This window comes from Sphingomonas daechungensis (assembly GCF_039543105.1).
Taxonomy (GTDB): Bacteria; Pseudomonadota; Alphaproteobacteria; order Sphingomonadales; family Sphingomonadaceae; genus Sphingomicrobium; species Sphingomicrobium daechungense.
Genome location: NZ_BAABJC010000001.1, coordinates 1,438,344 through 1,464,173 on the forward strand (window position 1 = coordinate 1,438,344; position 25,830 = coordinate 1,464,173).

A 25,830-nucleotide genomic window follows, 5' to 3' on the forward strand; every position below is an offset into this window, starting at 1 on the left:
TGCTTTCCTTGCAATTGCTGCTGGATTAGCTTGCCCCATCCACGCCGCAGGGAGAGCGGCGCACAGGGGAGGAAATACATGCGCAAGTCCGTGTGGCTGCTATCGGCTGGCCTCGTCGCCCTTTCATGTCCCGCCTACGCGCAGGATAACCAGGCGGCACCGCAGCCGACCGAACCGTCAGCAACCGAGCAGGCGGGCGTCACCGACGAGGCTCAGGCTGCCGCCGACGACACCGGCGACTCGGGCGAGATCATCATCACCGCGCAGGGCCGCCGCCAGGTTCTCCAGGACGTTCCGATCGCCGTGACCGCGATCGGCGCCGGCGAGCTTCAGAACTCAGGCGTTACCGATATCCGCCAGCTAAACCAGCTTGCCCCTTCGCTGCTCGTCTCCTCGACCGGTACGGAAGCCAACGGCTCCGCCCGTATCCGCGGCATCGGCACGGTCGGCGACAACCCCGGCCTCGAAAGCTCGGTCGCGGTGTTCATCGACGGCGTTTACCGCTCGCGTTCGGGTATCGGCCTCAACGAGATGGGCGAGCTCGACCGCGTGGAAGTTCTTCGCGGACCGCAGGGCACCCTGTTCGGCCGCAACGCCTCCGCCGGCCTCCTGAACATCATCAGCAAGAAGCCTTCGTACAATTTCGAGGCTTATGGCGAAGCGACGCTCGGCAATTACGACCTGCGCCGCCTCGCGGGTGGCGTTACCGGCGGGCTCACGGACACGTTGGCGGCCCGCCTGGACGTCGTCTACGTCAAGCGTGACGGCTTCTACGACGACGCTGCGAACGACACGACGATCAACAATCGCAACCGCATCTTCACGCGCGGCCAGCTGTTGTTCGAGCCGACCGACGCCATCAGCTTCCGGCTGATCGGGGATTACACCTGGCGCGATGAGCGCTGCTGCGCCGCCGTCTATGTCAACGACAAGATGAACGACAAGGTCGACGGCCTGCTCGACCCGACCCAGAACAACATTATCCGCGTTCTCGAAGCGCTCGGACAGGATCCGGCCGGCTTCACCGACGGTTTCAACCGCAACGTATCGGTCACTCCGGGCCGTGGTTATAACGGCAAGACGAAGGACGGCGGCGTTTCGCTCGAGGGCAAGTTCGACCTCGGCGGAGCGGAACTGACCTCGATCACCGGCTGGCGCTATTACAAGGCCGACCAGGGCGGCGACTTCGACTACGGCACGGTCGATATCCTCTACCGGCCGGACGACGGCACCTCGTCACGCAAGTTCGAGACATTCAGCCAGGAAATTCGGCTCAACGGCACCTTGTTCAACGACAAGCTCGACTGGCTCGTGGGCGGTTACTACGCCAACGAAGACCTGACGCTGAAGGACCAGCTGCGCTTCGGCGACCAGTATGGCCGCTTCGCAACCTGCCGCCTGGTCACTGGCAGCCCGCTGTCACCGTTGTTCAACCCCGCCGCCGCCGGCTGTCTGGCCGCACGGCCACCGGCGTTCGGTGCTGCGAGCCCGCTGATCTACGCCGCGATTGATCGCCTCGACCAGATGGCGGACGTGGGCTCGACGGGGGATACGTACAAGCAGAACAGCAAGAACTGGGCGCTGTTCACGCACAACATCTTCCATATCACCGACCATCTCGATGCGACCATCGGCCTTCGCTACACTCACGAGAGCAAGAAGTTCGATGCGACCTTCGGCAACGACAACACGGCCTGCACGCTCAACCAGGCGTCGCTGCTTCCGCTGATCGGCAATGCCGCTCTGGCTCCGACGATCCAGGCGATCCTCGGCCTCAGCTGCCAGGGCAACAGCACGGCAGAGCTCAACGGCGTGTCGATCAGCGACAAACGGTCCGAGCACAAGCTGACGGGAACCGGTGTGCTGTCCTACAAGCCGAACGAAGACTCGCTGATCTACGCCAGCTTCTCGCGCGGCTATAAGGCGGGCGGCTTCAACCTCGACCGATCGGCGTTGAAGATCCCGATCTTCACCTTCGCGTCGCAGGGTGGTGCTCAGGCGCTCGTCAGCCGGCTCCAGTTCGACCCGGAAAGCGTCGATGCATTTGAACTCGGCGGCAAATACTCGGCCGGCGGCTTCCTCTTCAACGTCGCCCTGTTCCGCCAGAACTTCAGCAACTTCCAGCTCAATACGTTCGACGGCACGGTCTTCATCGTGCAGAACATCAACGGCTGTAAGACGGATCTTGCCGGTGCCGACCAGGACCAGTCGAAGTTCCCGACCGCGCCCAACTACGATCCGGCCGCTTCGACGACCGGCTCGTGCAACAAGGACGACGTGGGCTGGGGTGTCCGCTCTCAGGGCGTCGAGCTTGAGGCGTCATACAGGATGGCTCGCGATCTTCACCTGACCGCCGGCTTCACTTACGCCGACACCAAATATCGCAAGAACCTCGTCGGCACCGACGACGGCGCTCCGCTCAACCAGGCGCTCCGCCGCCTGCCGGGCCGCCGCGTATCGAACGCACCGTCGACGGTCGTCACAGGATCCGCGTCCTGGACCCCGGCGATCGGCGGAGGCGGCGTGCACGGCCTGTTCTACCTCGATGCACGCTACAGCAGCGGCTACAACACCGGCTCCGACCTGTTCCCGCAGAAGTCACAGGACGGCTTCACGGTGGTCAACGGCCGCGTCGGGATCTCCGGCCCGGGCGACCATTGGGCAGTCGAACTGTGGGCGCAGAACCTGTTCGACAAGAACTATCAGCAGGTCGCGTTCAACTCGCCGTTCCAGGAAGGCGCGACCGGTGCTCCGTTCACCGACCCGCAGTTCCCGGGTGGCCGCCAGATCTTTTCGTCCTACCTTGCGGAGCCGCGCACCTTCGGCGTGACCCTCCGCGGGCGGTTCGCTGCGTCCAAGGCTCCGGCTGTCGAGCCGCCGCCCCCGCCGCCTCCGCCACCGCCGCCGCCGGCCACGCAGACCTGCGCGGACGGTTCGGTGATCCTGGCGACCGAGGCCTGCCCGGCCCCGCCGCCGCCACCGCCACCGCCGCCGCCGGCGCCGGAACGCGGCTAAGCCAGTTCATCAGTCAAAAGGGGGAAGGGCTCGCCGGAAACGGCGGGCCCTTTTTCTATGCGGCGGCGGCCGCTTCGCCGGTGTCTCGCGCCGCGGCAAGCAGTGCTGCCCTTAGCGGATCGATCTCGTCGCTTGCCAGGCGCTTGCCGTCGGCCCGGGTCAGATAGAAAACGTCGACGGCCCGTTCGCCATAGGTCGCGATATGAGCGGAGTGGATGATGTGGCCGCAATCATGGATTGCGCGGGCAAGTCCCGCCAACAGCGCGGGCCGGTCGCGGGCATTGACCTCGACCACCGTCGTTCGCGTGGAAGCCCGCTCGGCGATCGCTACCGAGGGGGCAACGCGGAAGGCGGCGGCGCGCCCGGGACCAGCTCCGCGAGGAACGGTCGGCGGCGAGTGCGAGGCGAGGGCATCTTCCACCGACCGGATCAGCCGGGTGCGCATGCGACGGTCAGAATAGGCGCGGCCCTGACCGTCCTTCACGAGCAGATTGTCGAGCGCCATGCCGTCACGCGTCGTGTGGATCCGAGCGTCGATGATGTTCGCTCCCGCCGCCGCCAAGCCCGCGCAAATGCGGTAGAACAGCCCCTCCCGATCCGGTGTGAACACGCTGACGCGCGAAGAGCGGCTGACGGGGTCGTCCTCGATCACGACGTTTGGAACCGCATCGCCGATATGGGCTCCGGCGGAAGCAACCTGCCTTGCATTCGACAGCTGCCACTCCGGCGGTTCGGCGAGCCAGTAGCTGTCGGGCAAACGCTTCGAATAGGCCTTCGCCGCGCTGCTCTTCCAGCCGAGCGCCTGAGCCAGTTCGAGCTTCCGCTCGTCGACGAGCTCCTGCCGCCCCCGCTGCTTGTGACCGAGGCGAAGCCGCTCCTCGGCCGCTTCGAACAAAGTACTGAGGAGCGCGCGCTTCCATTCATTCCAGACGCCGGGGCCTACAGCGCGAATGTCGACCACAGTCAGGATGAGCAGCAAACGCAGCCGCTCCGGGCTCTGCACCATCTGAACGAAGTCTTCGACTGTCTTGGGATCGGCAAGGTCGCGCTTGAACGCCGTCGCAGACATCAGCAGGTGGTGTCGAACCAGCCACGACACCGTCTCCGTCTCGGCGGGATCAAGGCCGAAGCGAGGCCCGAGCTTCATCGCAATCGCAGCGCCGATCTCGCTATGATCGCCGCCCCTTCCCTTGGCGATGTCGTGCAGCAGGACCGCGACGTAGAGCGTCCGACGTGAACCGACCTGCTTCTGCATGATTGCGGTGGACAGCGGGTGATCCTGCTTGAGCTCGCCGCGCTCGATCGCCGCCAGCAGGCCGATCGCCCGGATGGAATGCTCGTCGACCGTATAATGATGGTACATGTCGAACTGCATCTGCGCGACGACGCGGCCAAAATCGGGAACGAAGCGGCCGAACACGCCGGCCTCGTTCATCCACCGAAGCACCAGCTCCGGCGAGTTCACGCAGGTGAGCACGTCGAGAAACAAGGCGTTTGCGCGCGCCGACTTACGGACCTCGTCATCGATCAACTTGGCGTCCCGGGCGGCCGCCCGCATGGCGGCTGGGTGGATCTCGAGGCCTTCGCGCGCCGCCAGAGCGAATAGCTCCAGCAGCCGGCACGGATCCTCGGCGAAGAAGCGGTCGTCCGGAACCGACAGCCTTCCGCGGTCAACGACGAAGCCTGAAAGCCGCCGCGGCTTTCGCCGAATGGTGGGAAGGGCGAAGCGAAACCCCTTCTTCGCAAGCTGCTCGTCGAGCTGCGCAAGGAAGATGCCGGTGAGGTCGCCCACGGTCTTCGCGTTCAGAAAATAGAATTGCATGAAGCGTTCGACCGCGGATTTTCCGGGCCGGTCGGCGTAGCGCATGACTTCGGCGATCTGCTTCTGGTGATCGAAGCCCAGCCTCTCCTCGGCCCGGCCGGCGGCGAGATGGAGGTGGCAGCGAACTGCCCAGAAGAAGCGCTCGGCGCGCTCGAACTTCTTGAACTCGGCGGCGGTGAACAAGCCGACACGGACGAGGTCCGACGGCTCTTCGACTCCGTGAACGTACTTGCCGATCCAGTAGAGTGTGTGGAGGTCGCGCAGACCACCCTTGCCGTCCTTGACGTTGGGTTCGACGACGTATCGCGTATCGCCCATTCGCCGGTGGCGCTCGTCGCGTTCGGCGAGCTTGGCCGCGACGAATTCGGCGGCGGTTCCGGATACGATCTTCGTTCGGAAGCGCTTGACGGCCTCGTCGAAGATAGATCGCTCGCCCCAGATCAGCCGCGCCTCCAGAAAGGCGGTTCGAACGGTCATATCTGCTCTGGCGATAGTCATGAGTTCCGGGATCGACCGGATCGAATTGCCGACCTTGATCTTCAGGTCCCATAGCAGGTGAAGGACGGCCTGAACCGTCGCTTCCTGCTTCTGGGTCGGCTTCGCCGCGGTCAGGAACATCAGGTCGAAATCGCTGAACGGCGCCATCTCGCCGCGTCCGGTGCCGCCCAATCCGACGATCGACATCGGTTCCGGCACAGAGCCATTGGTGACGAAATCGAAAGCGAGGCGCAGGATCTGGTCGTGCAGATAAGCGGTCGCCCGCGCAGCCGCCCGTCCCCGATCCGGGTCAAGCGAGAGCCGCCGCGCTACCTCCGCGCGGCCCTGCTCCAATGCACCGCGCAGGATTTTTAACGCGAAGCCATTGCGCTCATTGCCCGCCGGCAAAGCGGCGAGGCCATCGGCAATCCCGCGGCGATCGATGATCGCGCGCCGGTCCGGAACGCTATCGTGAAGGCTGCGCGTCACGATTTCACATGTCTGTCGGTCGGCATGGAGCTAATCTAAGTGCCGGTCCGGCATGACGCCAGCGGCAAGGTTCGAGGCGAGAATGACTGAAGACAAAGCACGCGTTTCCGCCAAGGCGGCCTCGGCTGGAGCAGGAGCAGTCGGAGCCGGTGCGATTGCCACATTGGCACTGGGTTCGTTCGCCCTCGGCGCCATCGCAATGGGGGCGGTTGCCATCGGCGCCGTTGCGATCGGCCGGCTCTCGGTCGGCAAGGCCCGGTTCAAGCGAATCGAGATCGACGAGCTGGCGGTTCAGAAATTGCGGGTCGAGAGCACGGAAGAGCTTCCAGCTGCGGGTGAGGCGACCGCGCTGGATCAGCCCGACGGCGGCTCAGTCACGTCGCAAGAGGCTCTTCAGGCGATAGAGCGACTCTAAAGCTTCGCGCGGGCTCATGCGGTCCGGGTCGAGTTCCTCGAGCGCCGTCACCAGCGGATCAGCCGCGACCTCCGGCTCCGCCGTCGCTGCAAACAAGGGCAGGTCGTCCAGACCGGCGGCGATTCCGCCGGTGGCATCGCGTCCCGCTTCCAGCTTGGCGAGCACCGACTTGGCGCGAGCAACCACCATCGGGGGGAGCCCTGCCAGCTTCGCGACGGCGATGCCGTAGCTGCGGTCGGCCGCCCCGTCGGCGACTTCGTGGAGAAGAACGAGATCGCCCTTCCACTCGCGCGCGCGGACGTGGTGAAGCGAAAGGCAGTCGAGCCGCCCGGCGAGCCGCGTCAGCTCGTGATAATGGGTCGCGAAAAGGGTCCGGCACTTCAGCTGATCGTGCATTGCCTCGACCACAGCCCAGGCAATGGCGAGGCCGTCGTAGGTCGAGGTGCCTCGTCCGATCTCGTCGAGGATGACGAGGCTCTGCGCGGTCGCCTGGCTGAGGATGGCGGCGGTCTCGACCATCTCGACCATAAAGGTTGAGCGGCCACGGGCGAGATTGTCGGAAGCGCCGACGCGGCTGAAGAGCTTGTCGACGATGCCGACCCTCGCACTGCTGGCCGGTACGAAGCTCCCCGATTGCGCGAGCACGGCAACCAGCGCGGCCTGGCGAAGAAAGGTCGATTTGCCTCCCATGTTCGGACCGGTAATCAGCCACAGCCGGTCGTCCGGCCCGAGACTGAGATCATTGGCAATGAAGCGCTCACCCGATTCGGACAAAGCCGCCTCGACAACCGGATGCCGCCCGCCTTCGATCTCCAGGCAGGGCTGGTCAGTGATGTTCGGGCTGGTCCAGCCACCTTCAGCCGCACGCTGGGCATGGGAGGAAGCGACATCGATCCGCGCGATCGCTTCCGCCGTGGCGACGATGCGGGCCGTCGATGCGATGGCGAGCTGGGTCAGCTCTTCCGCATGCGCGGCCTCGGCGGCCAGCGCATGCGCGCCCGCCTCGACGACCCTGCTCGCCTCGTCGTGCAATTCCGGGGAGTTGAAGCGGACGACTCCGGCGAGCGTCTGGCGATGCGTGAAGCCGCTGTCCGGCGTCATCAGGCGATCGGCATGGCGCGCGGCGACTTCGACATGATAGCCGAGGACATTATTGTGCCGGATCTTCAGCGACGAGATGCCCGTCGCATCCCGGTAGCGGGCTTCGAGCATGGCGATCGCCCGGCGGCCGTCCGAAGCCGCGGAGCGCAGCGCGTCCAGGGAGCCATCATAGCCCTCGGCGATGTAGCCGCCCTTGCTTGCGTCAATCGGCGGGGACTCGACCAAAGCGCGGCGGAGATGATCCACCAGCGCATCATGACCCCCGAGAAGCGGCAGCAGACTTTCGAGAAGGCTCGGTTTGTCCGGCCCCCCGAGCATTTCCTGGCGCAGCGCTTCGGCGGCCGCCAAGCCGTCGCGTAGGATCGCAAGATCGCGCGGCGAGCCGCGCCCAGCCGTGAGGCGAGCAAGCGCCCGCGCGAAGTCCGGCATGGCCTTGAGTGCGACTCGGGTGCGCTCGCGCCTGAGCGCATTTTCGTGGAGCCAGGCGACAAGCGCGAGGCGCTGTTCGATCTCCTGGCGGTCCGTGAGCGGTGCGGAAATGTCGGATGCGAGAAGGCGGCGGCCGGCCGCCGTCTGGCAACGATCGATCTCGCCGAGCAGGCTGCCGGCTATGCTTCCGGACACCGAGCGGCAAAGCTCCAGGCTGTCACGGGTCGCGGCATCGATCGCCACGTGGGCCGATCGCGAAACCCGCTTCGGCGCATCGAGCAGGATGCCTGCGTCCTTCTGGGTCGCGTCGAGATAGGCGAGCAATCCCCCTGCCGCCGCTAGTTCGGCGCGGCTAGGACTGCCGATGCCATCCAGCGTCGAGAGACCGAAACGCGCCTTGAGCGCTCGCTCGCCTGCGATGCTGTCAAACCCCCCTTTGCCAGCGGAAGTGCGGATGCCGGGGATAAATGAATCTGCAATCGTCTCCGCCGGCGACAAGCGCGCCAGTTCCGCGGCGAGTTCGCCGGTGCCGCAGGCGATGAGTTCGAACCGGCCCGTCGAAATGTCGGCCGCGGCGATCGCCCAGTCCTCCCCTGCCCGCCCGATGGCCGCCAGCCAGTTGGCAGCGGACGATTCGAGCAAGGTTTCCTCGGTTAGGGTACCCGGAGTGACGAGCCGGATGATGGCCCGATCGACCAGGGCCTTGGAGCCGCGCGCCTTGCGTGCTTCCGCCGGGCTTTCGGTCTGTTCGGCGATGGCGACGCGATGTCCTGCGCGGATCAGCCGGGCGAGATAGGATTCGGCGGCATGGACTGGGACGCCGCACATCGGCACCGGCTCGCCTTCGGACTCCCCGCGCTTGGTGAGCGCGATGTCGAGACAGCCGGCGGCGACCTTTGCATCCTCGAAGAACAGTTCGAAGAAGTCGCCCATCCGATAGAACAGCAGGGCATCGCCAGCTTCGGCCTTGAGCCGCTGGTACTGCTGCATCATCGGTGTGGGTGCGTCCGCGCGCGCCATTCTGAAGCCGTAACCTCTAAAGACGCCATGCTGAACTTGTTTCGGCATCCATCGCGACGGTTTCCTGATTTTTCGGCGAGAGCCGTGTCCATGGATCCTGGCTTTCATCAGGATGACGGGCGCGACCCCGTCCGCTAAGGCCCATCCCATGTCGGAGAGCAACGTCACATTCTCGGATCAGGAAGCGCTGGAGTTTCACTCGCGCGGGCGCGCCGGGAAAATCGAGATCATCGCATCGAAGCCGATGTCCACCCAGCGCGACCTCAGCCTTGCTTACTCGCCGGGCGTCGCCGTTCCGGTCCGCGCAATCGCCGAGGATCCGGGCAAAGCCTACGACCTCACGGCGAAAGGCAATTTGGTTGCAGTGATTTCGAACGGCACTGCGATCCTTGGCCTCGGCAACCTTGGCGCGCTCGCCTCGAAGCCAGTGATGGAAGGCAAGGCCGTACTGTTCAAGCGCTTCGCCGACGTCGATTCGATCGACATCGAAGTGAAGACCGAGGACGCGCAGCGCTTCATCGATGCGGTCGAGTTGCTCGAGCCGAGTTTCGGCGGGATCAACCTGGAGGACATTGCGGCGCCGGACTGCTTCGTCATCGAACAGACCCTGCGCGAGCGGATGAATATCCCGGTCTTTCACGATGACCAGCACGGCACCGCGATCATCACCGCCGCCGGCCTCATCAACGCCTGCCACCTGACCGGCCGCAAGTTCTCGGACATCCGCGTGGTCGTGAACGGCGCCGGCGCCGCGGCGATCGCCTGCACCGAGCTGATCAAGGCGATGGGCGTGCGCGGCGACAATGTCATCATGTGCGATCGGAAGGGCGTCATCAGCAAGGACCGCACCGACCTCGACCAATGGAAGTCCGCGCACGCGGTGGAGACCGACAAGCGCACGCTGGACGATGCGCTGGTTGGCGCCGACGTCTTCCTCGGCCTTTCCGCGGCCGGCGCGTTGAAGCCGGAGATGGTCGAGAAGATGGCGAAGGAGCCGATCATCTTCGCCATGGCCAATCCCGATCCGGAGATCTGGCCGCCGGACGCAAAAGCCGTTCGCCCCGATGCGATCGTCGCCACCGGCCGGTCCGACTTCCCGAATCAGGTCAACAACGTCCTCGGCTTCCCCTTCATCTTCCGCGGCGCGCTCGACGTCCGTGCGACGCGCATCAACGAGGAGATGAAGATCGCGGCGGCGGAGGCTCTGGCCGAACTGGCTCGCGAGCCGGTCCCGGACGAGGTCGCGGCGGCCTACGGGGGACGCATGCAGAGCTTCGGCCGCGATTACATCATCCCGGCTCCGTTCGATCCGCGCCTGATGGAAGTTGTTGCTTCCGCCGTTGCGGAGGCTGCCGGCCGGACCGGGGTCGCGCAGAAGCCAGTCGCGGATATCGACGATTATCGCGCCGCCCTTCGCGCTCGCCAGAATCCGACCGTATCGGTACTCAGCCTCGCCTATGAAGCGGCCAAGGCCAACCCGAAGCGGGTTCTGTTCGCGGAAGGGGAAGAGCCAAACGTCCTTCGCGCCGCGATCGCGTTCAAGGAGGCCGGTTACGGAACGCCGGTCCTCGTCGGCCGCGAGGAAACGTATGACCTGCTCAAGGAGCATGGCGTCGAGAACCCGCGCGAATATGAGGTCCTCAACAGCCGCAACTCACCGCTGGTCGGGCGCGCGGTCGACTACATCTACAAGAAGCACCAGCGCCACGGCATGCTCCGCCGCGAGGTCGAGCGGCTGGTCAACCAGGACCGCAATTATTTCGCAGCGGCCATGCTGGCGCTGGGGGAAGCGGATGCGATGATCACCGGCACGACGCGGCCGTTCAGCCAGTCGTTGCGGCAGATCCGGATCGTGATCGACGATGAGCCTGAGGCCACCCCGTTCGGGATCAGCGTGGTGGTCGCGCGACACCAGACGGTGCTGATCGCCGATACCGCCGTAACCGAACGGCCCGATGCCGAGCAGCTGGCGGCGATTGCCTTGCGGTCGGCGGGCTTCGCGCGGTGGATGGGCATTGAGCCCCGAATCGCTTTCATCTCCTACACGACGTTCGGCAATCCCCCCGGCGTGCATATCGAGGACCTTCGCGGCGCGGTGAAGCTGCTCGACAGCATCAAGGTCGACTTTGAGTACGAAGGCGAGATGGGGCCGGACGTCGCGCTCAACCACGACATGCAGCAGCGTTTCTACCCGTTCAGCCGCCTGAGCGGACCCGCGAACGTGCTCGTCATGCCTGGACTTCAGTCGGCGAGCCTGACCTCAAAGCTGCTGCGTGAGCTTGGCGGCGAGAGCATCATGGGGCCGTACCTGCTCGGGCTGGAAAAGCCGGTGCAGATCGCGCCGATGACGGCGACGGCATCGGACCTGGTGACCTTGGCGGTGCTGGCGGCGCGAGGCGTGCGCGAGCGCGGTCGCGCGAAGAAGCGCTAGGTCCGCTCGACCGAGCTGACGAGATCGTTCTCGCGCAGCGCGGCAATGATTGCGTGCAAGTGGGCGAGGTCGTGAACCTCGATATCGACCTGGAAGGTCATGAAGCTGCCGTCGCGGTGGACGAGATGCAGGTTGATGATGTTGGCGTGCTTGTTGCCGAGCACGCTAGCCATGGCGCCGAGCGCACCGGGGACATCGCGGACGATAACCGTCAGCCGGGCCGCGCCGCCGTCTGAACCTTCGCCCCAGGCAAGGTCGAGCCAGTCCGCGTCCACTCCGCTCGCCAGCGTGTCGCAGCCGATCACGTGGACTTCGATCTCCTCATCCTCGCGGCGCAGCCCTACAATGCGATCGCCCGGGATCGGGTGGCAGCATTGCGCGAGATGGTAGGCGACGCCGGGGGTCAGGCCCTTGATCGAAATGGCGGTGCGCTGAGCCAAAGGTCGTGGCGCAACGTCGCCGCCCGCGGAACCGGGCATCAGCGCTTCCATGACCTGCTCGTCGGTCACGCGCTTGCGCGCGATGGCGATCATGAGCTCGTCCTGGCTCTCGATCTTGAGCCGCTTCAGCGCCTGCTTCAGCGCGTCCTTGTCGAGCACTGCCGGGAGCCGCTCGACGATCTCGTCGTAGATCTTGCGGCCAAGCTCGACAGTCTCGTCGCGCTCCTTGTGGCGGACGAAACGGCGCACGCCGGAGCGCGCTTTCCCGGTCACTACGAACCGGAGCCATGACGGCTGCGGATGCTGGGCCTCGGACGCGAGAATCTCGACCTGGTCGCCGTTCTCCAGGATCGTCCGCAGCGGAACCACGCGGCCGTTGACCTTGGCGCCTACGGTGCGATCGCCAAGATCGGTGTGCACCGCATAAGCGAAGTCGACCGGCGTCGCACCCTTGGGCAACTGGATCAGCTCGCCCTTGGGGGTGAAGGCGAAGATCCGGTCCTGGTACATCGCCATGCGCGTGTGCTCGAGAAGCTCCTCGGGCGAAGCGGCATGATCGAGGATCTCGACGAGGTCGTCGATCCACGGGACCTTCAAGTCGGCGCTCGGTTTGTTTTCCTTGTATGCCCAGTGGGCAGCGAGCCCGCGCTCGGCCTGCTCATGCATCTCCTTCGTGCGGATCTGGATTTCGATCCGCATCTTGGAATCGTGGATCACCGAGGTGTGAAGCGAGCGATAGCCGTTGCGCTTCGGCGTCGAGATATAGTCCTTGAAGCGACCCGGAACCATCGGCCAGCGCTGATGGATCAGGCCAAGCGCCTGGTAACAATCGTCCTGGCTATCGACGATCACGCGGAACGCCATGACGTCCGACAATTGCTCGAAGCTGATGTGCCGTTCGGCCATCTTCTTCCAGATCGAGAAGGGGTGCTTCTGCCGCCCCATGACCTCGACGTTCAGGCCATGGTCGGAAAGGTAGAGCTGGAGGCCGAGCCCTATCCGGCTGACGAGATCGCCGCCGACCTCGGTCAATTGCTTCAGCCGGCGCATGATCGAGGCGTAGGCGTCCGGCTCCAGAACCTGGAAAGCCAAGGTCTGCATCTCGTTCATCATCTCGTACATGCCGATCCGCTCGGCGAGCGGGGCGTAGATATCCATTGTCTCGCGGGCGATGCGGCGGCGCTTCTCATCATTCTTGATGTGATGGAGCGTGCGCATGTTGTGCAGACGGTCGGCGAGCTTCACGAGCAGGACGCGGATGTCGTCGCTAAGGGCGAGGAAGAACTTGCGCAGGTTCTCAGCGGCGCGCTCGCTCTCCGACTGCGCCTCGATCTTGCTGAGCTTGGTCACCCCGTCGACGAGACGGGCAACGTCCTTGCCAAACAGCCGCTCGATTTCCTCCGGGGTCGCGATCGTGTCCTCAATCGTGTCGTGGAGGATCGCGGTCGCGATCGTCTGGTCGTCGAGCTTGAGGTCGGTGAGGATGCCTGCGACCTCGATCGGATGGCTGAAATAGGGGTCGCCGCTCGCGCGCGTCTGCGTACCATGCGCCTTCATTGAGAAGACGTAAGCGCGATTGATCAGGCCCTCGTCCGCATCGGGATCGTAGGACCTGACTTTCTCGATCAGCTCATACTGCCTCAGCACAGCCTTAAGATGGGCGACGGCACCCTTATTGTGCAAGCGCGAAAGGGCTTTCTCATGTGTCGGGGCGAGAACTATTCTTTTGCAAATGTTTGTGCTTACTTGGATTCGTTGAGGGGAGAGCGCGAGGATTGCCCCAGGGTAAGGTCGTATCGGCGGTCGATCAGTTCCGCGAACAGGCACTAAAGTGTCCATTCCCTGCTGCCGTTGAGCTCATCGGCGAGAAATGGGCGTTCCTGATCCTTCGCGGCGCCTTCAACGAGCTTCAGCATTTCGAGGAATTCCAGGCCGGCCTCGGGATCGCGCGCAACATCCTGTCAGATCGCCTCGCGAAGATGGTCGCCGGCGGGATCATGCAGCGGACGCCCGACCCCTCCGACCGGCGCAAGGTCATCTATTCGCTGACGCCCAAGGGTGAAGCGCTGATGCCCGTCGTCCTGGCGCTTCGGCAATGGGGCGAAGATTGGGGAAGTGGACCGGCTGACATCGTGCTGGTCGACCGCAACACCGGCATTCCGGTGCAAAAAATCTGCGTTCAGTCCCAAGACGGCCAGCGGCTCCGCCATGACGATATCGTCTGGGCATCGCGCAGCGAAGCCGAGGTCGCGGCCCGCAAGGGTAAGGCGGCCTAAGAGAAAAGGGCCGGCGGACCGGCCCTTCCCAATTTCGTTCGGCTGAAAGCCTTACTCGTAGTCGCCACCGCTCGGAGTCGGGCGGGGCGGAGCGGCTGCCGTCAGGCGCAGAGCCTCGGCGGCGTCGCTGAGCGAGGACAGCTCTTCCGTCTCGTCCTCCTCGTCGATGCGGACGCGCTGCAGGCCATTGACGATCGCCTCTTCCATCTCGTTCGGACGGATGGTGGTTTCGGCAATCTCGCGCAGAGCGACGACCGGATTCTTGTCGCGATCGCGATCGATCGTCAGGTCGGCACCCGACGAGATCTGGCGAGCGCGCTGCGCTGCAAAAAGGATGAGGTCGAACCGATTCGAGACCTTGTCGACGCAATCTTCGACCGTGACGCGAGCCATGTGCGCTCCGAAATGTGCTTGTAAGCGGGTTGGAAGAGAGGTGCGATTAGGGGTTGGGGGGTCCAAAAGTCAAGGATTCCAGAGTCGGCGCGGCTTGCGCCGTCCCCGCCGCACCGGCACAGCGATGCCATGGCGGACCAGCCCAAACCCGCGACCGCGACCGCCGACCGGGTGCATGCGACCGTCGGCGGCGACCAGCTAGAGCTGATCGAGTCCGGCACCGAGCGGATCGAGACCCTTCTCCAGATCATCGCAGAAGCGAAGGAAAGCGTCCGGATCCTCTTCTACATCTTCGATAGTGACGATTCGGGCCGCCGCGTCCGCGACGCGCTGGTCGAGGCCGCCGGGCGGGGAGCGACCGTCCACCTGCTGGTCGACGGCTTCGGCTGCTCGACGGCCGAACCCGACTTCTTCCAGCCGCTCAAGGACGCAGGGGGCGACTTCTGCGTGTTCAACCCGCGATACGGGTCGCGCTACCTCGTCCGCAATCACCAGAAGCTGGTCGTTGCCGATGACCGGATCGGCCTGATCGGGGGGGCCAATATCCAGGACAGCTACCTCACCGACGAGGGCGACAAGCGCTGGCGGGACTTGTGGGTGCGGATCGAGGGTCCGGCGATGGCACCGGCGGGAGAATATTTCGATTCGGTCTTCCGCTGGACCAAGCGGAAGAACGCGAAGCTACGGCAATTACGGCGGATCGTTGCCCGGCACACGCAGCACCGCGGCGTTTTGCAGTGGAAGTTCAGCGGGCCACTCAGCCGCAAGCATAGCTGGCCGGCCGCACTGTCGCGGGAGATGTCGGGCGCCAAGGAGATTGGCATCATCGCCGCCTATTTCTCGCCGCCCTGGTCGGTGATGCGGCGGCTCGGCCGGATCGCTCGCGGCGGAGGCAAGGTCCAGATCATCACCGCGTCCAAGTCCGACAACACTGCGACGATCGGTGCTGCACGCCACACCTATTCACGCCTGCTGAAGCGCGGGATCGAGATGTTCGAGTATCGGCCGGCCAAGCTCCACACCAAGCTCGCCATTGTCGACGACGTCGTCCACATCGGCTCGGCCAACCTCGACTTTCGCAGCCTCTACATCAATCTCGAGATCATGCTGCGGATCGACGACGCGAACTTCGCGGCCAGCATGCGGCGCTATTTCGATGGCGAGCGCGCGGACAGCGAGCAGATCACGCTCGCATTGCATCGCAAGCGGGCCACGCTGTGGCGGCGGTTCAAGTGGACGGTGTCGCACTGGCTGGTGACGTCGATGGACTACACCGTCACCAAGAGGCTGAACTTCAACGAAGGCTAGTTTGCCGACCCGTTCTTCCAGGCCCAGAAAAGGGTCGCGGGGGGCACGTTGATCCATTCGAAGCCGCGGTCGATCTTGTCGAAGTGCGGCTTGATGAAGTCGAGCACCTTCGGGCTGAACTGGTAGACGAGAAAGGCGCCGCCGGGACGAATCACCCGCGCCGTCGCCTCGGCGATCGCGTCGCCGACACCGGGGGGGAGGGTCGAGAAAGGCAGGCCTGAAAGGACGAAGTCGGCATCGGGAAGGCCGCGATCCGACAGGATCTTCTCGACGTCTGCGGCCGAACCGGTGACCGGAACCAGCCTTTCGTCGTCGATCGATTCCTTGAGGTAGCTGGTGAATTCCGGGTTGGTGTCGATCGTCACCAGCTTCGCGTCCGGCGCCATGCGCTCGAGAATTGGGCGCGTGAAGGTGCCGACGCCCGGGCCGTATTCGACGAACAGCTTCGTGTTTTCCCAGTCCACGCGACCGAGCATCTTGTCGATCAGGATCTTGCTCGACGGAATGATCGAACCGACCATCACCGGGTGCTTCAGGAAGCCACGGAGGAATTGCCAGCGCGGGCTTGGACTGCGCCGTGCGGAACGGCGAGCGAGGCGGCGGGGGCCCTTAAGGGTCCGGGCAGTCGAGGTTGGCAAATGAAGCTCCGTGCGGGAAACCGGCGGTTCGTTCGCAAATGCATCGCCTCTTGGCAAGGTTCCGCGGATTTTCCTGCGGCGGGTCGAAACGTTTCGTGCCCGCTTCCTACACCCGGATGTCGTTGATCTGGCACGGTTTCAGGCGCTAATGCGGGCTATGCCGCAGCTTCATTTGTCCAAGGTCGCATTCGGTTGCCGCGACCTCGACATGCTTCGGACGCGCATATCGGCGCGGTCGGAGGGCGGCGAGCTGCGCGTGCCAACGCGGATGCGGCCGAAGCGCGCGGCCGAGTTGGTCGGCGGCAATCTCTACTGGATCGTCAAGCACCGGATCATCGGCAGCAACCGCATCCTCGCCTTCGAGGACCGCGAGGACGCGCGCATCAACATTGTCTGTTCAAGCGAGCTGGAAGCGGTAGTGCCGATGCCGCGCCGGGCACACCAGGGCTGGCGCTACCTGGAGATGGATGCTTCGGAAGCCGCCGACGAGTCCGGCCTGGGCGAGCTTCCACCACGACTTTACGGGCGCCTCTCCGCGCTCGCGCTCGTCTGAATTGAAGTCGCCTTGCCGACGTTCGGAGCGCAAGCTATCGGCTGAAACGCACATTTCAGGAGGCCAAGCATGACCACCCAAACCGTTTCGTCCCGAATCGATGCCAAGGTCGCGGAGCGGGCTATGCTCAGCCATCCTTTCTACCAGGCCTGGACCGAGGGCCGGCTGCCGCTCGACACGCTGCGCGCCTATTCGCGGCAGTATTTCCACCACGTCGAAGCCTTTCCGCGCGCGGTCAGCGCCGTTCACAGCGCCTGCCCCGATCGCGACGGTCGCCGTATGCTGGCAGAGAACCTCGCCGAGGAAGAAGGTCTTGAAGCAGGCAAACAGGATCACGCCAGCCTGTGGCTGATGTTCGCCTGCGGACTTGGCGAAGGCGAGACAGCGGTTCGCGGGCAGAAGCTCAACCCGGAAACCTTGGCGCTCATCACGACTTTCCGCGCTCTGACAAAGCGGTCCTACGCCTCGGGCCTGGGCGCGCTTTATGCTTACGAGAGCCAATTCCCGGGGGTAGCCAGCGCCAAGATCGAGGGACTGATCGAGCGTTACGACATCAAGGACGAGGAGACGCTTCGTTTCTTCCGCGTCCATGAAAGCGCCGACGTCGAGCACAGTCAGGTCTGTCGCCAGCTCCTCGACCGCTTGCCACAGGGCGAGCGTGAGGAGGCTGTGGCTGCGGGCGAAGAACTTGCCGGCGCATTGTGGAACTTCCTGTCGGGCGTCGAGCGGGAGGCAGAGCTCGTCCTTCAGTAGTCTGGCGAGCTTGACATGTAGTCAAGCGTCATTGACTTACCGGCTTGAGGTGAGTAAAGCGTCCTTGCCTTAAGGATAAGGATGCTTGTCATGATCGACTCGTTAAAGCGTTCTCCGTCGTGTTGGACGCCTGCCCAGCGCGCTCACAACCGCCGCGTGATCATTGCTTCGCTGGCCTATGTCGCCGCCCTTCTGCCGGTCGTGTACGTGGTGCGCCACGGGCTCGTCACCGACGGTTGGCGCATACCGCTCGCGCTTCTTCCGGCGATGCCGGTCGCCTTCATGTTCGGAAGCTACGCTCGCTACTTGTCGGAGGAGAAAGACGAGTACGTGCGGATGCTGGTGGTGAACCAGATTCTCGTTGCGACAACCGTGTCGATGGTCTGCGCAGTCTTCTGGGGCTTCCTGACCGACCTTGGTGGGGCGCCGCCGATCGCGACCTACTGGATCGCCGTACTCTGGATCGCCGTGCAGGGCGTCAGTGCCTGCATTGCCAGGATCCGGGGCGCGTGAACAACCGCCTGAAGGTGCTCCGCGCCGAACGCAACTGGAGCCAGAACGACCTCGCCGAGCGGCTCGACGTCTCGCGCCAGAGCGTCAACGCGATCGAGACGGGCAAGTACGATCCGTCGCTTCCGCTCGCCTTTCGGATCGCCGAATTGTTCGGCCTGACGATCGAGGAGGTGTTCGAAAGCCCGAGCCGGCGGCGCTCGGGAGCGATCTAGGCGGGCTCGCTCGCGCCCGCCATCGCTTCGTTGATGATCGCTTCGGCCCGGAGGAAAAGCTGCGTATCGACAACGACTCCCGACGCATGAGCATTTTCGAGAACCTGCTCGGGCCGCGAAGCGCCAATGATGGCGGACGCGACATTCGGCTCACGAAGAATCCAGGCGAGTGCAAATTGCGGCAGCGTCAGTCCCGCTTCCTCGGCTATCGGCTTCAGCCGCTGAACGGCGCGCAGCAGGCCCGGCTCCATCAGGCGCTTGATGAACCCACCCATTTCTTCACTCGTCGCTCGAGTGCCAGCGGGCGGCGGCTTGTCCGGATCGTATTTGCCTGACAGCACACCCTGCCCGAGCGGCGACCAGACGATCTGCGAAATGCCATTGTCGGCGCAGAGCGGAATGACCTCGTCCTCCGGCTCGCGCCAGACCAGCGAATATTGCGGCTGGCTGGACACGAACTTGGCGAGACCGCGGGAACTCGAAATCTCCAGGGCTTCGCGAATCTTGTCGGCTGGCCATTCCGAGAAGCCGATGTAGCGCACCTTGCCGCTTTCGACGGCACGGTTGAGCGCATCCATCGTCTCGTCGAGCGGCGATCCGCTGTCGTAGCGGTGACACTGGTAGAGATCGATCACATCCGTCTGCAGCCGCTGCAGCGACGCGTCGAGCTGCTTTTCGATCTGAGCCCGCGACAGGCCGAAGTCCGTGTCCGACATCGGGAAATAGACCTTGGTTGCGAGCACATAGCTGTCGCGATGCCGCGACTTCAGTGCTTCGCCGAGGAAGGTCTCGGCAGCGCCGCGGCCGTAGACGTTGGCCGTGTCGATGAAGTTGATGCCGACGTCGAACGCGGCATCGAGGCAGGCGCGCGCCTTGTCGGCCTCCACGCCGACCCCGTAGGTCAGCCAAGACCCCAGGGAGATTTCCGATACGTTGAGGTCACTGTCGCCAAGCTGCCGATATTGCATGGACCGAGTCCTTTCAGTCGCTCCCTTAGAAGAAAAGTGGGACGTTTGAACGTCGCTCAAGTTGCAAGCCGCCGTGCCTTCCGCGAGTTAGGGTCATGATCATTCGCCTCCCGAGGCCCGACGATAAGCGGCAGTGGCTTGCGTTGTGGGACGGCTACAACCGCTTCTACGAAAGGCACGGACCGACCGCCTTGCCGGATGAGGTCACCGAAACCACCTGGCGCCGATCCTTCGACGAGAACGAACCGGTGCATGCAATTGTGGCTGAAATCGAGGGCCGCCTCGTCGGCTTCACCCACTACCTTTTCCATCGGAGCACGACATCGATCGGACCCAACTGCTACCTTCAGGACCTGTTCGTCCTGGAGGAGGCGCGCGGACGAGGGGTCGCTTCGGCCCTGATCGATGCCGTGGGAAGAGCAGCGAAGGAGCAGGGCGCGCAGCGCGTCTACTGGCAAACACACGAGAACAACCAACGCGCCAGGGCGCTTTACGATCGCATCGCGGAGCGATCCGGCTTTCTCATCTACCGCATTACCCTCTAGGGCGGCGCCAATGGCAGACCTTCAGTTTCTCGATGCCGGCGACGGCCAACGACTGGCGTACCGCAAGCGGGATGGTCGCGGGCCGACTCTTGTCTTCCTGCCCGGCTATGCCTCGGACATGGAAGGATCGAAAGCAGTCGCGCTCGACGCCTTCGCAGCGAAGCAAGGTCTCGACCTTCTTCGCTTCGATTACTCCGGGACCGGCGCGTCCGAAGGCGTTTTCGAAGGGGGCACGCTTGCGCGCTGGCTCGACGATGCGTTGCTGGTCATCGACCGATTGACGGACGGGCCGATCATCGTCCTCGGCTCATCCATGGGCGGGTGGATCGGCCTTCATCTTGCGCTGCGGATGCCGACGAGGGTCACTGCGCTGGTCGGCATTGCCGCAGCACCCGACTTTACGGAATGGGCCTTCCCCCAACATCTGAAGGATCGAATGTCTGCGGGCGAAACGCTGAGGCGTCAGCTTCCCGACGGAAGTGCCCAGGTGACGACGGCGGGCTTCTGGCAATCCGGCCAGGAGATGCAATTGCTCGGGTCCGAGTTGGCCATCGATTGTCCGGTCCGGCTGATCCATGGCGACTGCGACGATGTTGTACCTGTGGAGATCGCGTTCCGCCTCAAGGATCGGCTGCGTTCACGTGATGTGCAGGTGACCGTCATCAAGGGCGGCGGCCATCGCCTGTCGGAGCCGCACGAGATCGACGCGATCCTGCGGACCGTCGGCGCCTTGATGGAGCGCCCCCAATGATCCTCGCCTTCGTTGCCGCCGTTGCCGCCCAGGCGCCATCGGCTTGTCCCAATCTGGTGACTCCGCAGGCTTTCGTCTGCCGCGCGCTTCAGGCGAGCAATGCCGGCAATCCGGATGCGGCCGCGCAAGCGTTCGAACAGGCTGCGGCGGCCCAGACCGACGAGGCGGAAAAGGCGAAATCCTGGGCCGCGGCCGGGAATATGTGGATCGCGGCGAATCAGCCGGGGAAGGCCGCGCTAGCGCTCGACAAGGCTCTGACGGGCACTGGCCTCCAGGCCGAGCAGAGGGGCGAGGCGCTGCTTGATCGCGCGCGGGCTGCCGAAGCGCAGAACGACCTGCCAACCGCTCGCTCGAAGGTCACCGAGGCGGCCCGAACGATCTCGGACGACCCGTTCCTGTGGTACTTTTCCGCGGCTCTCGGAATCCGCGAGAACGACGCCGTCACCGCGAAGGCAGCGATCGGCAGAGCACTCACGCTCGAGCCGAACAATCCGACCATCCTGTTCGAGGCCGGTCATGTCTACCAGTTCGCCGGGGACCTTGCGGCTGCGCGCGACTATTGGTCGCGGGCGTCGGCGGTAGACCCGAATGGCAAGTCGGGACAAGCGGCGCGGGAAGCGCTCAAGATGCTCCCCGCGCCGGCCGTGACGAAGGTTCCCGATCAGCCGAGGTCGTAGTCGATCGTCGTCACCACGCGGACCTTCTGGAACGGCGAGCTGCCGCCCGACGATTCGCAGTCATCGCAGTCTTCGCCGTCACGGGCGCCGACCGAGAAATAGCCCTGGCTGGCCGTCTTCATCTTGCCGACCGATACACCGCTATCGCGCGCGAATTGTTCGGCGCTCTGGCGGGCGTTCTTGTTGGCTTCGGCAATCATCTCCGGCTTCAGGTCATTCAGCTTGGTGAATGTGAAGCTGACGTTGCTTCCACTGCCCACCAGCTCGACGCCGTCGCGCAGTAGCTCGGCCTGGCGTGCATAGGCGGCGCGGACCCTCGCAATGTCGTTCGTTCGCAGCTGGATCGAGCGGCTGACCGTCAGCTTTTGCGGGCCGACCGGCTCGCCGTCGCGATCCGTCGGTTGCTCACGGCTCATCGACACGTCGTAGTCGGTAATCTCCTGCGGCTTGAACCCGGAGCGCTGGAAGAAGGCGCGCACCGACTGCGCTTGCTGATCTACGGCCTGCTGGACCGGCGCGAGCTCCGTCCCTTGGTGCGAAAAATTGACCGACCAGGTAGCCAGGTCGGCGGTCACGTTGCGCTCGGAAACGCCGCGGACGGTGACCGTCCGGTGCTCCGCTAGCTTGTAGCGGCGGAGGCCGTCGCCCAACGCGTAGCCAGCAGTCGTCAAACCCAAAGCAAATATCCCCACCGCGCCCAAAAGGACGGCGCGGCTGTCCTGCAGCTTCTGGATCATGGAAAGTTACCCTGCGTTCGTCGTAAAGCTGACGATCACCGGACACCATCGCCGGTCAGTATCGTCGACGAACCGTGCTTTTATAGCGATGAGTTGAGTGAGGCCAAAATGAAATTTCTCCATTCCATGATCCGCGTGTCGAATCCCGACGACACTGTTGCATTTTTCCAACTGCTCGGACTCGAGGAGCGCCGGCGAATGGACAATGAGGCTGGGCGCTTTTCGCTCATCTTCCTCGGCGTTCCGGGCGATCCCGGCGGGGAAGTCGAGCTGACTCACAACTGGGACGAGATCGGTTATGGCGGCGGCCGCAATTTCGGCCACCTCGCCTATCAGGTCGACGACATCTACGAGACCTGCCAGCGCCTCATGGAGAATGGCGTGACCATCAACCGTCCGCCACGCGACGGGCACATGGCCTTCGTCCGCTCGCCCGACAACATCTCCATCGAGCTGCTCCAGAAGGGCGAGCGCCTGGCACCGGCAGAGCCGTGGGCGTCGATGCCGAACACGGGCGAGTGGTGATGGGCCGTCTGAAAGTCACCGCAGTCCCTGTCCTCAACGACAATTACGTCTGGCTGATTTCCGATCCGGATACCGGCGAGACCGCTGCGGTAGATCCCTCAGTTTCGGAACCGGTGTTGGATGCTGCTGCGGCAGCGGGCCTCAAGATCACGCAGGTGCTCAACACCCATTGGCACCCCGATCATACCGGAGGAAACGACGGCATCCGGGACGCGACCGGCTGCACCGTCACCGGTCCGGCCGAGGCCGAACGCGTGAGCAAGCTCGACCGGATCGTGTCCGAAGGCGACCGCGTCACGGTTGCCGGAACGGAGGCGGTCGTCTGGAACATCCCGGCGCACACCAACGGTCACATCGCATATTATTTCGAGGACGAAGGCATGATCTTCGTCGGCGACACGATGTTCGCCATGGGGTGCGGCCGCCTGTTCGAGGGGACGGCGGAGCAGATGTATTCGAACATGCAGCGGATCGCCTCGCTCCCCGATGACGTCCGCATCTATTGCGGCCACGAATATACGCTCGCCAATGCTCGCTTCGCGTTGCATTCGGAACCGGAGAATACTGCCGTCCAGCAGCGTTTGCAGGCGGTCGAGGCACTCAGAGAGCGCGGCGTCATCACCCTCCCGACGACGGTCGCCGAGGAACGGGCCACCAACCCCTTCGTTCGCGCATCAGACGTGGCAGAATTCGCACGCCGCCGCGGTGACAAAGACAGCTTCCGTTAAGCTCGACAGGCGCTCAAGGAAGACACAAACTCTCGGGGAGTCATGCCATGCGAGCACTATCGCTCCTTCTTTCCGCCGCGGCCCTTGCGAGTTGTGCCACGCAGCCGCCATCCCCGACCGAGGCCGCCGAATCCCAGGCGAAGCTGGCCTCGCTGACCGCCGGAAAGGTTGCGGGACAGCCGCTCACCTGTCTGCCGCCGGGTCTCCGCTCGGCGAACATGGAAATCATCGACGACAGCACCATTGCCTACCGCGAGGGCTCGCGCCTGTACGTCAACCATTTGCGCGGCTCCTGCAGTAATCTGAAGTCTGGATTTTACACATTGGTCGTCCGCAGCGGCGGATCGGGCCAGTGCAGCGGAGACATCGCCGACGTTACGGACGTCCGCACCGGCATGACCGCCGGGAGCTGCGCGCTGGGCGAATTCGTTCCCTACAGGCAGCAGTAGAGAGGTCGACTTGCGCGTCCTCGCCATCGCCGCCTGCGCCACCCTCGCCGCCTGCGCGGCCCAGCCGCCGAGCCCGACGGAAATCGCGAAGTCGCAGGCAGAGCTCCAGAAGCTGATCGGCGGCAAGGTGGCCGGCAAGCCCATCACGTGCCTGCCGCATTATCGGGCCGACGACATGGTGCGGATCGACGACCGCACGATCGCGTTCCGCCAAGGCAGCACGGTGTTCGTCAACCATCTGAACGGCGAATGCTCGAACCTCAAGAGCAGCTTCTACGCGCTCGTCACGCGAGGGAACGGAATGGGACTGTGCAACGGCGACATCGCCCAGGTTCGCGACCTGTCGAATGGAATTACGGTCGGCGCCTGTGCACTCGGGGATTTCATCCCCTACAGCACGCCCCGGCCCTGATCAGTGGTAGAGCGCGTCGAGGCGCTCGCCGTACACCTTCTTGATGACATGGCGCCGGATCTTCAGCGACGGGGTCAGCTGCTCATTGTCCGTCGTGAACGGCTCGTCCGCGATGATGAACCGACGAACCCGCTCGATCACCGACGTATCGCCGTTCACCCGGTCGACCGCCTTTGACAGGATCTGCTGGAGATCCGCCTTCCTGGCGAATTCGGCTTCCGGAACCAGCAGCGCGATCAGATATGGACGGCGGTCGCCGTAGACCATCGCCTGGGCAATCTCCGGCTGCAGGGTCAGCATGCCTTCGACGCGCTGTGGCGAGATGTTGTCGCCCTTGTCGTTGACGATCAGGTCCTTCTTGCGATCGGTGATGACGATACGGCCCTTCTCGTCGAGATGGCCGACGTCGCCCGTGGCCAACCAGCCGTCCTCACCGAGCACGCGCTTGGTCTCGTCGGGGTTGTTCCAATAGCCGTGCATCACGAGTTCGCCGCGAACCATGATCTCGCCGTCCTCGGCGATGCGGACTTCGCAGCCTTTCACCGGCGGTCCGACGCTATCCATGCGGATTCCGGCGGCGGGGCGGTTGCAGCTGATCACCGGGCCGGCTTCCGTCTGGCCGTATCCCTGGAGGAAGGTTAGACCGAGCGACTGGAAGAACAGGCCGACTTCCGGATTGAGCGGAGCGCCGCCGGACACCATCGCCTTGATCCGGCCGCCGAAGCGTGCCTTCACCTTTTTGCGCAGGGTGAGCGACAGGATGCCGTCCATGGGCAGGTCGAGCGGATTGCTGCGGCCCTCGTACCTCTTGGCACCGATCGAAAGCGCGCGACGCAGCAGATAATTGGAGAGGCTGCCGCTCGACTCGATCGTCTTGAGAATCCGCGCCCGCAGCATTTCGAATAGGCGCGGCACAACGACCATGATGGTCGGGCGCACTTCCTCGATGTTGGCCGCCAGCTTCTCGAGGCTTTCCGCATAATAGATCTGCGCCCCGAGCCCGACGGGGAAGTGCTGGCCGCCGGTGTGCTCGTAGGCATGGCTCGCGGGAAGGAACGACAGAAAGATCTCGTCGTCCCAGCCGAAGTCGGTCGAGATGACGTCGGCCGCACCTTCAATGTTGGCGAGGATCGAGCCGTGATGCTGCATCACCCCGCGCGGCGCGCCGCCGGTCCCGCTGGTGTAGATGATGCAGGCAAGGTCGCTTCGCTTCACCGTCTGCATGTCATTCTCAAGCGCCAGGAGGTCGGCATCGCCGGAGACGAGTTCGTCCCAGTGATGGAAATCGACCGTCCCCGGCGCCTGCCCGGTCCGAAGGTCCTCGATGCCGATGATGTGGTGGCATTCGGAGCTGAAAAGCACTGCGGGAATGAGATTGCGGGCAAGCTTCTGGGTCGACACGATCGCCGCCTTGGCCCCGGAATTGCCAAGGATGTGGGTGTGATCTCGTGTCGTGTTCGTCGTGTAAGCCGGAACGGTAACAGCTCCCGCAGCCATGATTCCGAGATCGGCAATCAACCACTCAGGACGATTTTCGCTGACCAGCATGACCCGGTCGCCAGGCTCGACGCCGATGCGCTTGAGGCTATCGGCGAACGCACCGACCTGGCGAGCGGTGTCGCTCCAGCTAATCGGTCGCCACTCGCCTTCTCGCTTCGCCCACAGGAAAGGCGCGTCGCCCTTCTCGCGAGCGCGCGTGAGAAACATCGTCACGAGGTTCGGGAACTGTTCGAGCTGCCGCGCCATGACTCCC

The 25,830-nt window shown here is 64.3% G+C and carries 24 protein-coding genes; 16 read left to right on the forward strand and 8 right to left on the reverse strand.

The genetic code is table 11. From position 1 onward, the window contains the following. Window positions 1-78 precede the first annotated feature (78 nt). Window positions 79-3,015: a TonB-dependent receptor gene (locus tag ABD928_RS07490; RefSeq protein ID WP_345167579.1), complete on the forward strand. Its 2,937-nt coding sequence runs from the start codon at window positions 79-81 to the stop codon at window positions 3,013-3,015. A gap of 55 nt (window positions 3,016-3,070) precedes the next feature. Here the strand turns inward: ABD928_RS07490 and ABD928_RS07495 are convergent, their stop codons facing one another. Continuing rightward, window positions 3,071-5,803, reverse strand: a complete 2,733-nt coding sequence (locus ABD928_RS07495; RefSeq protein WP_345167581.1) for a [protein-PII] uridylyltransferase — start codon at window positions 5,801-5,803, stop codon at window positions 3,071-3,073. An 82-nt stretch (window positions 5,804-5,885) separates the two neighbouring features. Between ABD928_RS07495 and ABD928_RS07500 the strand changes: the two genes are divergently transcribed. Then, on the forward strand, window positions 5,886-6,218 hold the full coding sequence (locus ABD928_RS07500) for a hypothetical protein (protein ID WP_345167584.1): 333 nt from the start codon (window positions 5,886-5,888) through the stop codon (window positions 6,216-6,218). Here ABD928_RS07500 and mutS read toward each other — a convergent pair. Next, window positions 6,174-8,768: a DNA mismatch repair protein MutS gene (mutS, locus tag ABD928_RS07505; RefSeq protein ID WP_345167585.1), complete on the reverse strand. Its 2,595-nt coding sequence runs from the start codon at window positions 8,766-8,768 to the stop codon at window positions 6,174-6,176. The genes ABD928_RS07500 and mutS overlap by 45 nt on opposite strands. Before the next feature lie 148 nt (window positions 8,769-8,916). Here mutS and ABD928_RS07510 point away from each other — a divergent pair, with 148 nt between their 5' ends. Further along, window positions 8,917-11,199 (forward strand): NADP-dependent malic enzyme, encoded by a 2,283-nt coding sequence (locus ABD928_RS07510; protein WP_345167588.1) that lies wholly within the window; start codon window positions 8,917-8,919, stop codon window positions 11,197-11,199. On the opposite strand, the gene ABD928_RS07515 is transcribed toward ABD928_RS07510, so the two are convergent. Further along, entirely contained in the window at window positions 11,196-13,286 is a 2,091-nt protein-coding gene (locus ABD928_RS07515) for a RelA/SpoT family protein (protein WP_345167591.1), read from the reverse strand. The two genes, ABD928_RS07510 and ABD928_RS07515, sit on opposite strands and share 4 nt — an antisense overlap. A 128-nt stretch (window positions 13,287-13,414) precedes the next feature. On the opposite strand from ABD928_RS07515, the gene ABD928_RS07520 reads away from it, so the two are divergent. Further along, on the forward strand, window positions 13,415-13,915 hold the full coding sequence (locus ABD928_RS07520; RefSeq protein ID WP_187715651.1) for a winged helix-turn-helix transcriptional regulator: 501 nt from the start codon (window positions 13,415-13,417) through the stop codon (window positions 13,913-13,915). A gap of 51 nt (window positions 13,916-13,966) precedes the next feature. On the opposite strand, the gene rpoZ is transcribed toward ABD928_RS07520, so the two are convergent. Then, window positions 13,967-14,308 (reverse strand): DNA-directed RNA polymerase subunit omega, encoded by a 342-nt coding sequence (gene rpoZ / locus ABD928_RS07525; RefSeq protein ID WP_345167594.1) that lies wholly within the window; start codon window positions 14,306-14,308, stop codon window positions 13,967-13,969. Between the two features lie 129 nt (window positions 14,309-14,437). On the opposite strand from rpoZ, the gene ABD928_RS07530 reads away from it, so the two are divergent. Next, complete coding sequence (locus ABD928_RS07530; RefSeq protein WP_345167597.1) at window positions 14,438-15,616, forward strand: phospholipase D-like domain-containing protein; 1,179 nt, start codon at window positions 14,438-14,440, stop codon at window positions 15,614-15,616. Here ABD928_RS07530 and ABD928_RS07535 read toward each other — a convergent pair. Beyond that, window positions 15,613-16,137 (reverse strand): class I SAM-dependent methyltransferase, encoded by a 525-nt coding sequence (locus ABD928_RS07535; protein WP_345167600.1) that lies wholly within the window; start codon window positions 16,135-16,137, stop codon window positions 15,613-15,615. The genes ABD928_RS07530 and ABD928_RS07535 overlap by 4 nt on opposite strands. Before the next feature lie 274 nt (window positions 16,138-16,411). Here ABD928_RS07535 and ABD928_RS07540 point away from each other — a divergent pair, with 274 nt between their 5' ends. The 4 genes from ABD928_RS07540 (at window position 16,412) to ABD928_RS07555 (ending at window position 18,285) form a co-directional block, all read left to right on the forward strand. Further along, window positions 16,412-16,807 carry a DUF1489 family protein gene (locus tag ABD928_RS07540; RefSeq protein WP_187715647.1) on the forward strand — a complete coding sequence of 132 codons (396 nt, stop codon included), beginning with the start codon at window positions 16,412-16,414 and terminating at the stop codon, window positions 16,805-16,807. A 69-nt stretch (window positions 16,808-16,876) separates the two neighbouring features. After that, window positions 16,877-17,560: a CADD family putative folate metabolism protein gene (locus ABD928_RS07545; RefSeq protein ID WP_345167603.1), complete on the forward strand. Its 684-nt coding sequence runs from the start codon at window positions 16,877-16,879 to the stop codon at window positions 17,558-17,560. A 90-nt stretch (window positions 17,561-17,650) separates the two neighbouring features. Next, a complete protein-coding gene (locus ABD928_RS07550) occupies window positions 17,651-18,073 on the forward strand; it encodes a hypothetical protein (protein WP_187715645.1) in 423 nt (140 codons plus the stop codon). Then, on the forward strand, window positions 18,070-18,285 hold the full coding sequence (locus ABD928_RS07555; RefSeq protein ID WP_187715644.1) for a helix-turn-helix transcriptional regulator: 216 nt from the start codon (window positions 18,070-18,072) through the stop codon (window positions 18,283-18,285). The genes ABD928_RS07550 and ABD928_RS07555 overlap by 4 nt, the downstream gene beginning before the upstream one ends. Here the strand turns inward: ABD928_RS07555 and ABD928_RS07560 are convergent. After that, window positions 18,282-19,253: an aldo/keto reductase family protein gene (locus ABD928_RS07560; RefSeq protein ID WP_187715643.1), complete on the reverse strand. Its 972-nt coding sequence runs from the start codon at window positions 19,251-19,253 to the stop codon at window positions 18,282-18,284. The two genes, ABD928_RS07555 and ABD928_RS07560, sit on opposite strands and share 4 nt — an antisense overlap. A 95-nt stretch (window positions 19,254-19,348) precedes the next feature. Here ABD928_RS07560 and ABD928_RS07565 point away from each other — a divergent pair, with 95 nt between their 5' ends. From ABD928_RS07565 to ABD928_RS07575, 3 genes are read left to right on the forward strand one after another with little or no spacing between them, the layout of a single operon-like run. Further along, complete coding sequence (locus tag ABD928_RS07565) at window positions 19,349-19,798, forward strand: GNAT family N-acetyltransferase (RefSeq protein WP_187715642.1); 450 nt, start codon at window positions 19,349-19,351, stop codon at window positions 19,796-19,798. A gap of 10 nt (window positions 19,799-19,808) precedes the next feature. Continuing rightward, window positions 19,809-20,549 (forward strand): alpha/beta fold hydrolase, encoded by a 741-nt coding sequence (locus ABD928_RS07570; RefSeq protein WP_345167610.1) that lies wholly within the window; start codon window positions 19,809-19,811, stop codon window positions 20,547-20,549. Next, window positions 20,546-21,226, forward strand: a complete 681-nt coding sequence (locus ABD928_RS07575) for a tetratricopeptide repeat protein (RefSeq protein WP_187715641.1) — start codon at window positions 20,546-20,548, stop codon at window positions 21,224-21,226. Before ABD928_RS07570 ends, ABD928_RS07575 begins: the two co-directional genes overlap by 4 nt. On the opposite strand, the gene ABD928_RS07580 is transcribed toward ABD928_RS07575, so the two are convergent. Next, window positions 21,211-21,963, reverse strand: coding sequence for an SIMPL domain-containing protein (locus ABD928_RS07580; protein WP_187715640.1), 753 nt, complete (start codon window positions 21,961-21,963; stop codon window positions 21,211-21,213). The two genes, ABD928_RS07575 and ABD928_RS07580, sit on opposite strands and share 16 nt — an antisense overlap. A 108-nt stretch (window positions 21,964-22,071) precedes the next feature. Between ABD928_RS07580 and ABD928_RS07585 the strand changes: the two genes are divergently transcribed. Genes ABD928_RS07585 through ABD928_RS07600 form a run of 4 tightly spaced genes read left to right on the forward strand, consistent with a single transcriptional unit; the run spans window position 22,072 to window position 24,077 of the window. Beyond that, window positions 22,072-22,488, forward strand: a complete 417-nt coding sequence (locus ABD928_RS07585; RefSeq protein WP_187715639.1) for a VOC family protein — start codon at window positions 22,072-22,074, stop codon at window positions 22,486-22,488. Beyond that, window positions 22,488-23,216 (forward strand): hydroxyacylglutathione hydrolase, encoded by a 729-nt coding sequence (gloB, locus tag ABD928_RS07590; RefSeq protein WP_187715825.1) that lies wholly within the window; start codon window positions 22,488-22,490, stop codon window positions 23,214-23,216. The genes ABD928_RS07585 and gloB overlap by 1 nt, the downstream gene beginning before the upstream one ends. 47 nt (window positions 23,217-23,263) lie before the next feature. Further along, on the forward strand, window positions 23,264-23,665 hold the full coding sequence (locus ABD928_RS07595; protein ID WP_187715638.1) for a hypothetical protein: 402 nt from the start codon (window positions 23,264-23,266) through the stop codon (window positions 23,663-23,665). 10 nt (window positions 23,666-23,675) lie between these two features. Then, the gene (locus ABD928_RS07600) at window positions 23,676-24,077 is read left to right on the forward strand and encodes a hypothetical protein (protein ID WP_187715637.1); all 402 of its coding nucleotides are present in this window, start codon (window positions 23,676-23,678) and stop codon (window positions 24,075-24,077) included. On the opposite strand, the gene ABD928_RS07605 is transcribed toward ABD928_RS07600, so the two are convergent. After that, window positions 24,078-25,823 carry an AMP-dependent synthetase/ligase gene (locus ABD928_RS07605; RefSeq protein ID WP_187715636.1) on the reverse strand — a complete coding sequence of 582 codons (1,746 nt, stop codon included), beginning with the start codon at window positions 25,821-25,823 and terminating at the stop codon, window positions 24,078-24,080. Window positions 25,824-25,830: the final 7 nt, after the last annotated feature.